The sequence below is a fragment of the Streptomyces sp. NPDC055400 genome (genome assembly GCF_053644375.1).
Window position 1 is genome coordinate 420,566 of record NZ_JBSHLM010000008.1, and the last position, 12,461, is coordinate 433,026.

Sequence of the window (12,461 nt, forward strand, 5' to 3'; positions counted from 1 at the left end):
CCTGGCGCGCGCATATGGAACCGGCGCGCAAGCCGCTTCGTTGCCTGCATGAAGGGGGCAAAACCGCACACTCTCCTCTACGATCCGCGCCCCCGAGACCAAACCGCCCCCGATCCTAGGCGACTTTCCGGACCACTTGGACTGCTCAGTCAGTGACGGTCGCTACTCACGCGGGGGCCACTGACGTATCAGCCCGTCAGCGCACGCCGAAGTCGATCTTCGTTCACCTTCCAGAAGTCGTGCTGTGCTCCGTCCACGAGCACCACGGGGATCTGCTCCCAGTACAAGCGGTACAGCTCGTCGTCCTGATTGATGTCCTTCTTCTCCCAGGACGCACCGAGCTCGCCGCACACCTTCTCGATCACCTCCTGCGCGTCGTCACACAGATGGCAGCCGGGCTTCCCGATCAGGGTGACCAGACGCTCCTCGGGGTTCTTCTTCTCGCTCCGGCGAAAAATGGGGCTCATACCGGCCATTCTCGCTCCGTCGACGCCTCCTGACGCACCTCTCCCGCCAGTTGTTTAACGACTCGGTCGCGGAGAGTTCACAGCGCCGAATCCTCACGACTCCGGAACCACCGAACAGACTGGCTATGCTCACGACATGGCCGCTCTCGGATGGCTCACACCCCGTAGGCGCTCCGCCACCGCGCGGAGCGTATTGGCTGGCGAGGCCTCGGCCGAGGCCGCCCGCAAGTCGTCGCAAGAGCTGGAGCAGCTCGGCGAGGCGACACAGCCCGATGAAGGCACCCCGGAAACGGAGTTCCCCGTCGTCGGCGACGACAGGGCCGCCGCCTTCTTCGACCTCGACAACACCGTCATGCAGGGCGCCGCGATCTTCCACTTCGGCCGCGGCCTCTACAAACGGAAGTTCTTCCAGCGCCGCGAACTGGTCAAGTTCGGCTGGCAGCAGGCCTGGTTCAGGATCGCCGGGGTCGAGGACCCCGAGCACATGCAGGACGCACGCGACAGCGCGCTGTCCATCGTCAAGGGCCACCGCGTCGCCGAGCTGATGTCCATCGGCGAGGAGATCTACGACGAGTACATGGCCGAGCGCATCTGGCCCGGCACCCGCGCCCTCGCCCAGGCCCACCTGGACGCGGGCCAGAAGGTGTGGCTCGTCACCGCCGCCCCCGTGGAGACCGCGACGATCATCGCCCGCCGCCTCGGCCTGACCGGCGCCCTCGGCACGGTCGCCGAGTCCGTCGGCGGCGTCTACACGGGCAAGCTCGTCGGCGAACCCCTGCACGGCCCCGCGAAGGCCGAGGCCGTCCGCGCCCTCGCCGCCGCCGAGGGCCTCGACCTGGGCCACTGCGCCGCGTACAGCGACTCGCACAACGACATCCCGATGCTGTCGCTCGTAGGACATCCGTACGCGATCAATCCGGACACCAAACTGCGCAAGCACGCACGCGAACGTGACTGGCGGCTGCGCGACTACCGCACGGGCCGCAAGGCCGCGAAGGTCGGCATCCCGGCCGCGGCGGGAGTCGGCGCACTGGCCGGCGGCACGGCCGCCGCGGTGGCCCTGCACCGCCGTCGCCGCTGACCCGCGCCGCTCCCGGGCACGAGCCCCAATCGCATCCCCTTACCCCCGCACGGCTCCCGCCAGTCCCGTTGGTTCAACTCGGCCACAACACGCCCCGCGCTCAGACGGAACATGACCTAATCCGATCAACAAGCGGTCACTCTCCGGCACTTGAACCGACTCCGTTCAGTTACGGAAGCGACGTAATCGGTGATTTGAGCAACTGGGTGTAGCGCTCCCTGCACGAAGCGTTATTCTCCTCAGACGCAAACCGGTACCCACGCGTCAACACGACGAGTGAACGGTCCCGCACTGCACGTGATGGAAGCTCTGCCTCTGGGAGTCCCGTGTACCCACACGTCGGGGTTGACGCCTCGGGCCTGGCTACGCTGCGCGCAACGGTCTCCGACCGCTTGCGCGGCTTCGTCCCCACCGCGTACGCCGTCCCCGCCCTCGCCGTCGCGGCACCCGCCGCGAACGGCCCTACCGGTCCTTGCTATGCCCTGGCTGACGGGAGCACCACGGTCGGAAGACGAGCCCGATCCGGTTCCGCCGGTACGTCCACCGCACGCCGCCCCGCCGCGGACAGCGACAGCGCCCGCATGATGGATCTCGTCGAGCGCGCCCAGGCGGGCGAGGCCGACGCGTTCGGCCGTCTCTACGACCAGTACAGCGACACCGTCTACCGCTACATCTACTACCGCGTCGGCGGGAAGGCGACGGCCGAGGATCTCACCAGCGAGACCTTCCTGCGGGCCCTGCGCCGCATCGGCACCTTCACCTGGCAGGGGCGCGACTTCGGCGCCTGGCTGGTCACGATCGCGCGGAACCTGGTCGCCGACCACTTCAAGTCGAGCCGTTTCCGCCTCGAAGTGACCACCGGCGAAATGCTCGACGCGAACGAGGTCGAGCGCAGCCCGGAGGACTCCGTCCTCGAATCCCTGTCGAACGCGGCCCTGCTCGACGCGGTGCACCGGCTCAACCCCCAGCAGCAGGAGTGCGTCACCCTGCGCTTCCTGCAGGGCCTGTCGGTAGCCGAGACCGCCAAGGTCATGGGCAAGAACGAGGGCGCGATCAAGACCCTGCAGTACCGCGCCGTACGCACTCTGGCACGCCTGCTCCCGGACGACGCCCGTTAGCGACCGGTGGGGCCCACCCCACCCGCCGCGTCGCTCCGTAGCCGTCAACTCACCTTCTGTGAGGGGCAGATGGGATCGCGGTCCGATCATCCGCCGTCCGTAACCCAAGTGCCGCGTCGCTCGTTATGCGGGATGCAGGCTCCCTGTGGTCACTCCCCGACTGCTTCCACTCACTCGATCGTGTGGAAGTGCTCAGGGTGTGCAACCCTCAGGACCCCCTGGGGAGTCGACCGTCATGACGAGAGGAGGTGCCGCCAGTGATCGCGAACGTATCGGCACACCGGCGGGCGAACGCCTTCGCCCAGGCCCTGGAGGAGCAGTCCGACCGGGAAGCGGCGGCTGTACAGCAGGAAGAGCCCCCCGCCGAACAAGGCGAGCAGGGCAAGCTGTTGGCGCTGGTGACCGGACTGGACGAACTTCCCAAGCCTGAGCTTGACCCCGAGGTCAAGGTGGTTCAACGAGCCCAGCTCGTGGCCGCCATGGAGGCCATGCTGCTCGAGGGCACGGCTGCGGGGGGTGCGGGGCCAGGCCCTTCCGTGCCCGAGCAGCGCGCGCGCAAGGGCGCTCACCGGGCGAGCCCGCTGCGGAAGTTGCGACCCCGCTCACGCCTGTCCAAGGGCATCGCGGCCGGCGGCCTCACCGTCGGTGTCGCCGCGGGAGCCTTCGGCGGCGTCGCCGCTGCCAGCTCCGACGCCCTCCCCGGTGACCATCTCTACGGACTGAAACGCGGGATGGAGGACCTGAAACTCGGCATGGCCGACGGCGACTCCGACCGCGGCCAGATCTATCTCGACCAGGCCTCCACCCGCCTCAGCGAAGCGCGCCGGCTCATGGAGCGCGGCCGCAGCGGACAGCTCGACCACGAGTCCCTCGGCGAAGTCAGGCGCACGCTCTCCGGCGTCCAGTACGACGCCTCCGAGGGCCACCGCCTGCTCCTCGAGGCCTACCGCAGGGACGGCTCGCTCGGCCCCATCCAGGCCCTGTCGTCGTTCACCCGGTCCCACCGTGAGAACTGGGACGCGCTGCGCGACCGCCTGCCCGTACAGCTCGGTGACGTGGGCGCGCAGGTCAGCTCGGTCTTCGACGCCATAGACCAAGAGGTCGACCCGCTGCGGTCCCTGCTCCCGCAGGCCCCCGAGCAGGACGGCCGCAGCGGCGGACAGCCCGGTGTCCACGACCGGACGCCCGGCTCCTCCGGCGGCGACCGCTCCACCCCGACGGCCGGCGGAGCGTCGCACGGCCACCAGGACAGCTCGGGCAAACCCCGGCCGTCCTCCTCCGGCACCCACGACGACGGCCTCCTCGGCGACGCCGCCGGCGGCCTCCTCGACCCGCCCAAGGACGACACCAGCCCCACCCCGTCCGAAGGCAGACACACCACCCCGAAGCCCGACGTCACGCTCCCGCCCCTCCTCCCAGGCCTGCTGCCCGGCCTGGGAATCGACAGCGAGGACGCGAACTAGTCACTTCGTCACGTGATTACGTGAAGGGGGCGGCCACCGAAATCCGGTGACCGCCCCCTTCACGTATGCCCCTATGTCCCTACGGGCACTTCTGCCGCCCTCGCACCGCTCCGCGGCTTCGGACGTCTGCGCCCGACTCCGTCCGTCGGCCCGGACCATGGCCGGCGTCAGAAGAACACCGACCGCCGCTGCACCAGCAACTTGGCCCCTCCCGTCTGCCGCCCTCGCACCGCTCCGCGGCTTCGGACGTCTGCGCCGGACTCCGTCCGTCGGCCCGGACCATGGCCGGCGTCAGAAGAACACCGACCGCCGCTGCACCAGCAGCTTGTACAGCGTGTGCTGGATCTGCTCCCGCACCTGGTCCGTCAGGTTGAACATCAACATCGGGTCCTCGGCCGCCTCCGGCGGGAAACCGTCCGTCGGGATCGGCTCGCCGAACTGGATCGTCCACTTCGTCGGCAGCGGCACCGCGCCCAGCGGGCCGAGCCACGGGAACGTGGGCGTGATCGGGAAATACGGGAAGCCGAGCAGCCGCGCCAGCGTCTTCGCGTTGCCGATCATCGGGTAGATCTCCTCCGCCCCGACGATCGAGCACGGCACGATCGGCGTCCCGGCGCGCAACGCCGTCGAGACGAACCCGCCACGCCCGAACCGCTGGAGCTTGTACCGCTCGCTGAACGGCTTGCCGATGCCCTTGAACCCCTCCGGCATCACCCCGACCAGCTCGCCCTGCTCCAGGAGCCGCTGCGCGTCCTCCGCACAGGCCAGCGTGTGGCCGGCCTTGCGCGCCAGCTCGTTGACCACCGGCAGCATGAACACCAGGTCCGCGGCCAGGAGCCGCAGATGCCGGTTCTGCGGATGGTTGTCGTGCACGGCGACCTGCATCATCACGCCGTCCAGCGGCAGCGTCCCCGAGTGATTGGCGACGATCAGCGCACCGCCGTCCGCCGGGATGTTCTCGATGCCCTTCACCTCGACCCGGAAGTACTTCTCGTACAGGGGCCGCACCAGGGACATCAGGACCTGGTCGGTGAGTTCCTTGTCGTAGCCGAACTCGTCGACGTCGTAATCGCCCGTCAGGCGCCGCCGCAGGAACGCGAGGCCGCCCGCGATGCGCCGGTCCAGGCCACCGCCTGCCTGCGGCCGCTCCCGCGGCTCCGGCTCCCGCGCGGCGGCCGGCGGTGTCGGCTCGTGGTCCTGCTGCTCGGGCAGCGGCGCGACCTCGCGTACGGCCGCGGGCTCGCCCTTGCGCCGGCCGCTCGCGCCACGGCGGCGCGGAACCACCTTGCCGGCGCCGGTGCGCGAGCGGTCGTCGTCGAACGGAATGACCTTGGCATCCGCCATCGTTGATGCGCTCCTCAGCTGGCGCTCTGCGTCGGGGGGTGACCGCCGCCCAGGAAGGGCAGCGAGGCGAGCCGGTCGACGGCCCCCGCGAGGGCCTCCGGCGGCAGCAGTCCGGGCCCGCGGCCACGGACGAACTCCGCGAAGGTCTCCGCCGTCGTGTACTCGGGCCGATAGCCCAGTGTCTCGCGCATCTGGGCCGTCGACACGACCCGCCCGTGCGTGAGCAGCCTGATCTGCTCGGGCGAGAAGTCCGTCGCGCCCAGCGTGCGCAGGGCCGATCCCACCCAGGTCACGGCAGGCAGGAATACCGGCACCGTCGGCCGCCCGAGCCGGCGCGAGCACTGCGACAGGAGTAGCACGCCGTCACCGGCAACATTGAACGTGCCGCTGTTGAGCGTCCCCCGCGCCGGCTCGTGCGACGCGATCCGCAGCACCTCGATGACATCGTCCTCGTGCACGAACTGGAGCCGCGGGTCATAGCCGAGGACGGTCGGCAGGACCGGCAGCGAGAAATACTCGGCGAGCGGCGAATCGGCGGCGGGACCGAGGATGTTCGCGAACCGCAGCACGCACACCGCGACATCGGGCCGGCGCCGGGCGAACCCGCGCACATACCCCTCGACCTCCACGGTGTCCTTGGCGAAGCCGCCGCTGGGCAGCGACTTGGGCGGCGTCGTCTCGGTGAACACGGCCGGGTCGCGCGGCGCGGACCCGTACACGTTCGTACTGGACTTCACCACGAGCCGCTTGACCGCCGGCGCCTTCTGGCAGGCGCCGAGCAGCTGCATCGTGCCGATGACGTTGGTCTCCTTGACGGAGCCCCGGCCGCCGCTGGCCAGCGGCGTACCCGTGACATCCAGGTGGACGACCGTGTCGACGGAGTGCTCCGCGAGCAGCCGGGCGATCGCGGGCTGCCTTATGTCCGCCTGGAGGAACTCAGCACCCCCCAGATGATGCGCGGGCGCCACCGCGTCCACGCCGATCACCCGGTCCACCTCGGGATCACGCTGGATGCGTCGTACGAAACGGCCCCCGAGCTGCCGGGCCACCCCGGTCACGAGCACGACCTTGCCCAAGATCAGCGCCTACCTTCCGTCGCAGCCCTGCCGCGCCCCAGTTCCGCACCGCCTGCCTCTCGCCGCCACGTTAGCGGTTTGATGTTGCGCTGTGATGACCGCGCGATGCAGGAAGTGACGACAGCCACAGACGTACGTACAGACCGAGGTCGCCGGGACGTGGCCCTACGTTCCCACACGAGCCCGCGAAAGCGGCGCCATAAGGGCCGTGGAACGACTGTGGCCCCTCCACCGGACGGTGGAGGGGCCACAGAGCGCGCTTGATGCAGCGGTCGCTTACTTCTTGTTGCGACGCTGCACGCGGGTGCGCTTCAGCAGCTTGCGGTGCTTCTTCTTGGCCATCCGCTTACGCCGCTTCTTGATAACAGAGCCCACGACTACCCTCGCTCACTTCTCTTCACTCGGTGCGGGGCGTCTGGGCCCACACGACCTACGTCGGCCTAGCCTACCCGGCCCAGCGCTGAGCCTGTAATCGAGGGATCCCGGAGGATGCCGTCAGGCTGTCTCCACCCCCACGTAGGACTCGCGGAGGTACTCGTGAACCGCTTGCTCCGGGACTCGGAAGGACCTTCCGACCCGGATCGCGGGCAGATGACCACTGTGCACCAGCCGGTACACGGTCATCTTCGAGACTCGCATCACCGAGGCGACTTCCGCCACGGTCAGGAACTGCACCTCGTTCAGAGGCCTACTCTCACCAGCAGCCATGACACACCTGAACCTTCCGCACTCGACGGCCACCGGCTTCCCCTTCCGGTGACTCAACGTCGTTGCGTGCTCACTCCCCAGACTAGGGGCGTGTGGTGCGAGTGGGGAAGAGGAGCAGCGGATGGCCGCCTACTGTGACAGACACGCTCGATTGAGTACATAGCGAGTAAGCGGCCGGTAGTAATCAGACCGCACAGCGTCATCAAGCGGAACGACTACGGACACCTGCCCCTCGGCCTCCCCCACGAACAACGCGGGGTCATCCGTATCGGCGAGCCCGATCGCGTCGAACCCCAACTGACCTGCACCGCAGACCCATCCATGGTCGCCCACGACCAGTTCCGGCAGCAGCCCGCCGGCCTGCGCCGCGGCCGCGAGCACCGTGCGAACCGGGAGGGGTGAGTGGGTATGTGCGCCGGTCTCACTCCCCGGCTCACGCGCGCCGGGTTCCCGCACCAGCGCGACTCCACGGACGTAGTCGAGGTCGTACGTACGTAGGCCGAACCGGGTCGTTATGTCGACACTCTCACCCTGCGCGGGGGTGAGGACGGGACATCCCGCCGCCGACAGGGCGTCCGCCAACGCGGCGTAGAAACCGAGGAGTCGATGCGGGTGACCCGTCCCGAAAAGCACCGGGACGCGACCCCGCGCAGCCTCACCGAGCCGCTTCGCGAACGCGTCGAGCGCCGCCAGCGTCCGCTCCGGGTCGATCACGTCGCACCCCGAGGTGTCCGCCGGATCGCTCGACACCCCGCACTTGTCGGCCATCAGAGCGAGCAGATCCCGCTGCCCCCAGCTCCACTCGGGGTCGAGGCCCAGAAGTATCCGGGGATCCCTGGCCGCGAAGAGCCGATAACTGCGCAGACTCACCTCACGGGAGGTCGCCACGGGCCCGGCCAGATGGGCGGCCAGCAGATGCGCACGCAGCGCTCCGGTGCTCAACACCCATGTGATGCTGGCGCATTGGGGCCCCTGCTACCTCTAAAACCCCGAAAACACCCCACACTTGGCGTAACGCCCCCTACTCTCACCGGCCGCCCGCCACCACGCCGCTACGGCAACAGCCCCCGCAGCGGGAACACCGAACGCCGCGTCGCCAGAACCGCCTGGTCGAGCCGGTCCGCCGGGTCGTACCCCAACTCCCACTCCTTGTACGAGACCGGCCACCGCCCGTCCGTCATCCGCGTCGGAGCCAACTGCCGCGTCCTGGCGAACGCTTCCTGCCGCCAGCTCTCCGGAATCACCGTCTCGGGCGCCACCTCGTGCCCCGCGGCGATCCCCACCAGGTGCGACCAGGACCGCGGCACCACATCCACCACCGCGTACCCGCCACCGCCCAGCGCGACCCAACGCCCCTCCGCATGCTCGTGCGCCAGCTCATGGCAGGCGACCTGAGCGGCCCGCTGCGCGTCGAGCGACACCGCCAGATGCGCCAGCGGGTCCTCGAAATGCGTATCGGCCCCGTGCTGTGTCACCAGGACCTGCGGCCTGAACTCCGCCAGCAGCTCAGGCACGACGGCATGAAAAGCCCGCAGCCACCCCGCGTCCCCGGTCCCCGCCGGCAGCGCCACATTGACCGCCGACCCCTCCGCCGGACCGTCGGCCCCCGTCTCCTCCGGCCACCCGGTCTGCGGAAACAGCGTCCGCGGATGCTCGTGCAGCGAAATGGTGAGCACCCGCGGGTCCTCCCAGAACGCCGCCTGTACGCCGTCCCCGTGGTGCACGTCCACATCCACGTACGCGACCCGCTCGGCGCCCAGCTCAAGGAGACGAGCGACGGCCAGTGCCGCGTCGTTGTAGATGCAGAACCCGGCAGCACCCCCGGGCATCGCATGGTGCAGCCCGCCCGCGAAGTTCACCGCATGCAGCGCCTCCCCCCGCCAGACGGCCTCCGCCGCGCCCACGGACTGCCCTGCGATCAGCGCCGACACATCGTGCATACCGGCGAAGGCCGGATCGTCGACCGTCCCCAGCCCATAGGACCCGTCCGCCGAAGCCGGATCGGCGGACGCGGCCTTGACCGCCTCCACATAGTCCTCGCGGTGCACGAGCCGCAGCGTCGACTCACCCGCCCGCTTGGCGGCGACGACGTCCACCTCACGGTCGAGCCCAAGAGCCCCGACGAGACCTCTCGTCAGGGCCAGCCGGACCGGATCCATCGGGTGATCCGGGCCGAAGTCATAGCCCGTTACTGCCTCGTCCCACATCAGCTGTGCGCGGCCGCTCATGCCCGTCACCGTATCGGTCCGGTCCGGGGGCGAAAGAACGGGCGTACACGAGTGTCACGAGCACCAACACCATGGGAACGAGCATCGCCCCCCGGTAGTTCCACGCATCGCCCAGAGCGCCCACAAGGGGCGAACCGATCAGAAATCCCACATAGTTGAAGACATTCAGCCGCGCGATCGCCGAATCCGAAGCATTCGGACCGTAATTCTCAAAAGCGTGCCTGCCCGCAGCGGCGAACGTCTGCGGCACGATCACACACAACCCGAGCCCCAGCAGCGTGAACCCGAGCATCCCCACCCAGGGCCCCGGCGCCACCGCCACCACAGCGAACCCGAGCGCCGCCACCACGGCCCCGAACCGCACCACCACGACCGCTCCGAACCGCCGCACCCCGAGATCCCCGAGCGCCCGCCCCACCAGCGTCATCACCATGTAGACGTTGTACGGAACCGTCGACAGTTGCTCCGAACTCCCCAGCACGTCCTGGAGGTACTTCGCACTCCAGTTGGAGACCGTCGAGTCCCCGATGTACGCGAACGTCATCACCAGACACAGCGGCAGCAGCAGCTTGAACACCACCGGGCCGCCCGCGGCGCCCTGCGCACCCTCACCGGCGCCGCTCTCCCCGTCGACGTACCAGCGACTCCCCACGAACGCCGCCGGCAACAGCAGCACCACCACCGGCAGATACGACACGAACAGCGACAGGTCCCAGTGCGCCCCCACCCACGCAAGTGACGCCCCCACGATCCCGCCCAGGCTGTACGCCGCGTGAAACCCGAGCATGATGCTGCGCCCGTACGCCCTCTGCAGGCTCACCCCGAGCATGTTCATGGACGCGTCGAGCGCACCCACCGCGAGCCCGAACGCCCCCAGCGCCAGGGCCGCTTGCCACAGCGAGTCCCCCGCCCCGACCCCGAGCAGCGCCAGCAGCACGACCGGCTGCGACCACCGCAGGACCCGACTGGGCCGCACCCGCTTGACCAGCTTCTCGGTACACACGCTCCCGGCCCCGGCCAGGATCGGCACCGCCGCGAGAAAGACCGGCAACAGCCCATCTGATATGCCGTACTGATCCTGAATCGCCGGTATTCGAGTCACCAGGAGCGCGAACGCGGCACCCTGCACAAAGAAACTGAACGCCAGCGAACCTCTGCCACGCCGCAGCACTTCTGTCATGGCCGCACAGCGTATGCCCCAGATCTACCGGTGGGTAGATGGATCTCGATGCATCTCGAACGAAAGTTCCCGGCCGCCGTCATCGGGCGACCGGGAAGAGGGTGCGAGCGGCGGAGGCCCGGAGAGGCATCAGGCGACGCGCGCCACCTGGCCCCGGTGCCTCACCAGTTCCTCCTCGACCATCCGCTCCATCGGCCCCACAGCCAGACGCCCACTGACCACGAAGGCCGGCACTACGGCACCAGCCATGATCACGTTGCCGAGCCAGACCATCGTGTCGACCGGCAACGTGTACGCCCCCACGATCCGCACCACGCACTCGGTGATCAGTGCCAGACCCCACACCGCCGTGAACATCCGCTCGGCCCGCACGAAGCGACCCGGCCCCGCCGACAGCCGCTCCCAGGCCGCAGTCCGCCCGGCATCCCCCTTCGTCACGAAGGGCTTGAGCGCGGACGCGAGGAGCGGCTTGCCGGCCACGACCGACACCAGCATCGAGATGCCCACGACACTGCTGATCCCGCTGTCCTTGGCCAGCATCAGCCGGGGGTCACCCGTCACCGTGCTCAGCAGCAGCCCCGCCATGTTCACGACGAGGATGACCCCGGCCAGCACATTGAGCCGCCGCTCCCGCAGGACCCCCCACACGGTCCGCAGCGCCGGCAGCACACTGCTCCACCCCAGAGCGGCCAGCGCGCTCATGCCGAACCCCTTGCTCAGCACGTAGTACGAGGCCATCGGCACGACCACGTCCACGACCAGCGGCCTGAGGCTTCCCAGGAGGGCCGCACGGTCGCTCTGCGGGGCGGCAGCCGCCCCAGCGGACGTGACCGGTGTCTGTGCAACGAGCTGACTCATGATCGGGTTCCCTCCGTCGTCACCGCGTACGTCCCGTTCTCGATGCACTCAGCTTCGTCGAGGACCCCCGCCGCCCAACAGAAACGATCGTCCGGAGCTCGCGGTGACAAATGTCAGGGCGGACCGTACGGAGATGTCATGTCAGCAGGTCAGGCAACTCCCGCATGTCGCCGAACAGTTCGGTGACCGCGCTCAAGCGGCTCGCGGGCGTCATGGCCGTGAACCCGTACACGTCCATCCCGGCAGCCACCGCGGCCTGAACGCCGAGCGGACTGTCCTCCACGACCGCGCACCTCTCCGGCGCCACACCCATGCACTGGGCCGCGTGCAGGAAAAGATCCGGCGCCGGCTTGCCCCGCCCGACATCCTGCGAACTGAAGATCCGCCCGTCATCGAACCACTTGTCGAGCCCGGTCTTACGATGCCCGACGCGAATCCGCTCGTGACTCCCGGAAGAGCCCACGCAGTACGGCACTCCGTCGGCGGCCAGTTTCTCCAGAACCTCGACGGCCCCGGGCACCGGCTCCAGCTCCCGCTCGAAGGCGGCAAAGACCCGCCCGTGAAATACGTCGTCGAAGTCCTCGGGCAGCCGCTGCCCGGTCCGCTCTTCCACAAGATCATGCACCCGGTGCATCGCGGCGCCCATATAGTCCCTGAGGGATTCCTCGTACGAGGTGGGGTGCCCGAGTTCAGTGAGATAGCCGGCGAGAAGCTTGTTGGAGATCGGCTCGCTGTCGACGAGAACGCCGTCATTGTCAAAGATGACCAGGTCGTATCGCATAGCTCGACCCTAAACGCAGAAAACCCCCGTAACAGGATTCTCATCCGTTACGGGGGTCTTCTTCAAAAATAGTTCGGCGGCGTCCTACTCTCCCACAGGGTCCCCCCTGCAGTACCATCGGCGCTGTGAGGCTTAGCTTCCGGGTTCGGAATGTAAC

13 protein-coding genes and 1 rRNA gene are annotated in these 12,461 nt (G+C 68.8%); 3 read left to right on the forward strand and 11 right to left on the reverse strand.

The annotated features are described in order from the left end of the window. Positions 1-188: 188 nt before the first annotated feature. On the reverse strand, positions 189-476 hold the full coding sequence (locus tag ACWIGU_RS23460; protein WP_454403637.1) for a glutaredoxin family protein: 288 nt from the start codon (positions 474-476) through the stop codon (positions 189-191). A gap of 127 nt (positions 477-603) precedes the next feature. Between ACWIGU_RS23460 and ACWIGU_RS23465 the strand changes: the two genes are divergently transcribed. The 3 genes from ACWIGU_RS23465 to ACWIGU_RS23475 all read left to right on the forward strand — a co-directional run bounded on the left by ACWIGU_RS23465 (position 604) and on the right by ACWIGU_RS23475 (position 4,129). Next, positions 604-1,548 carry an HAD family hydrolase gene (locus ACWIGU_RS23465; protein ID WP_454403638.1) on the forward strand — a complete coding sequence of 315 codons (945 nt, stop codon included), beginning with the start codon at positions 604-606 and terminating at the stop codon, positions 1,546-1,548. A 326-nt stretch (positions 1,549-1,874) separates the two neighbouring features. Further along, positions 1,875-2,666 (forward strand): ECF subfamily RNA polymerase sigma factor, BldN family, encoded by a 792-nt coding sequence (locus tag ACWIGU_RS23470; RefSeq protein ID WP_100599392.1) that lies wholly within the window; start codon positions 1,875-1,877, stop codon positions 2,664-2,666. 257 nt (positions 2,667-2,923) lie between these two features. Further along, positions 2,924-4,129, forward strand: coding sequence for a DUF5667 domain-containing protein (locus tag ACWIGU_RS23475; protein WP_454403639.1), 1,206 nt, complete (start codon positions 2,924-2,926; stop codon positions 4,127-4,129). Positions 4,130-4,420: 291 nt separating this feature from the next. On the opposite strand, the gene ACWIGU_RS23480 is transcribed toward ACWIGU_RS23475, so the two are convergent. The 10 genes from ACWIGU_RS23480 to rrf form a co-directional block, all read right to left on the reverse strand. Further along, the gene (locus tag ACWIGU_RS23480; RefSeq protein WP_399970970.1) at positions 4,421-5,473 is read right to left on the reverse strand and encodes a lysophospholipid acyltransferase family protein; all 1,053 of its coding nucleotides are present in this window, start codon (positions 5,471-5,473) and stop codon (positions 4,421-4,423) included. 14 nt (positions 5,474-5,487) lie between these two features. Further along, positions 5,488-6,549: an NAD-dependent epimerase/dehydratase family protein gene (locus tag ACWIGU_RS23485; RefSeq protein WP_329571480.1), complete on the reverse strand. Its 1,062-nt coding sequence runs from the start codon at positions 6,547-6,549 to the stop codon at positions 5,488-5,490. A 276-nt stretch (positions 6,550-6,825) separates the two neighbouring features. Beyond that, on the reverse strand, positions 6,826-6,924 hold the full coding sequence (locus ACWIGU_RS23490) for a 30S ribosomal protein bS22 (RefSeq protein ID WP_003948845.1): 99 nt from the start codon (positions 6,922-6,924) through the stop codon (positions 6,826-6,828). A 120-nt stretch (positions 6,925-7,044) separates the two neighbouring features. Continuing rightward, on the reverse strand, positions 7,045-7,257 hold the full coding sequence (locus tag ACWIGU_RS23495) for a helix-turn-helix domain-containing protein (RefSeq protein WP_159032723.1): 213 nt from the start codon (positions 7,255-7,257) through the stop codon (positions 7,045-7,047). A 129-nt stretch (positions 7,258-7,386) separates the two neighbouring features. Beyond that, on the reverse strand, positions 7,387-8,202 hold the full coding sequence (locus ACWIGU_RS23500) for a phosphatase (RefSeq protein WP_454403640.1): 816 nt from the start codon (positions 8,200-8,202) through the stop codon (positions 7,387-7,389). A gap of 107 nt (positions 8,203-8,309) precedes the next feature. Then, positions 8,310-9,485, reverse strand: a complete 1,176-nt coding sequence (locus ACWIGU_RS23505; RefSeq protein WP_454403641.1) for an acetoin utilization protein AcuC — start codon at positions 9,483-9,485, stop codon at positions 8,310-8,312. Continuing rightward, positions 9,436-10,665 (reverse strand): MFS transporter, encoded by a 1,230-nt coding sequence (locus tag ACWIGU_RS23510; RefSeq protein WP_454403642.1) that lies wholly within the window; start codon positions 10,663-10,665, stop codon positions 9,436-9,438. Before ACWIGU_RS23510 ends, ACWIGU_RS23505 begins: the two co-directional genes overlap by 50 nt. A gap of 129 nt (positions 10,666-10,794) precedes the next feature. After that, entirely contained in the window at positions 10,795-11,523 is a 729-nt protein-coding gene (locus tag ACWIGU_RS23515) for a VC0807 family protein (RefSeq protein ID WP_454403643.1), read from the reverse strand. Positions 11,524-11,659: 136 nt separating this feature from the next. Beyond that, positions 11,660-12,304 carry an HAD family hydrolase gene (locus ACWIGU_RS23520; RefSeq protein WP_454403644.1) on the reverse strand — a complete coding sequence of 215 codons (645 nt, stop codon included), beginning with the start codon at positions 12,302-12,304 and terminating at the stop codon, positions 11,660-11,662. Positions 12,305-12,375: 71 nt separating this feature from the next. Then, positions 12,376-12,461 (reverse strand): 5S ribosomal RNA (rrf, locus tag ACWIGU_RS23525); the annotation flags it as partial.

Coding starts and splice junctions, on each gene's coding strand:
- ACWIGU_RS23495 (WP_159032723.1), bottom strand. CDS start 7,257: ATGGCTGCTGGTGAGAGTAGGCCTCTGAACGAGGTGCAGTTCCTGACC.
- ACWIGU_RS23520 (WP_454403644.1), bottom strand. CDS start 12,304: ATGCGATACGACCTGGTCATCTTTGACAATGACGGCGTTCTCGTCGAC.
- ACWIGU_RS23505 (WP_454403641.1), bottom strand. CDS start 9,485: ATGAGCGGCCGCGCACAGCTGATGTGGGACGAGGCAGTAACGGGCTAT.
- ACWIGU_RS23515 (WP_454403643.1), bottom strand. CDS start 11,523: ATGAGTCAGCTCGTTGCACAGACACCGGTCACGTCCGCTGGGGCGGCT.
- ACWIGU_RS23510 (WP_454403642.1), bottom strand. CDS start 10,665: ATGACAGAAGTGCTGCGGCGTGGCAGAGGTTCGCTGGCGTTCAGTTTC.
- ACWIGU_RS23460 (WP_454403637.1), bottom strand. CDS start 476: ATGGCCGGTATGAGCCCCATTTTTCGCCGGAGCGAGAAGAAGAACCCC.
- ACWIGU_RS23480 (WP_399970970.1), bottom strand. CDS start 5,473: ATGGCGGATGCCAAGGTCATTCCGTTCGACGACGACCGCTCGCGCACC.
- ACWIGU_RS23465 (WP_454403638.1), top strand. CDS start 604: ATGGCCGCTCTCGGATGGCTCACACCCCGTAGGCGCTCCGCCACCGCG.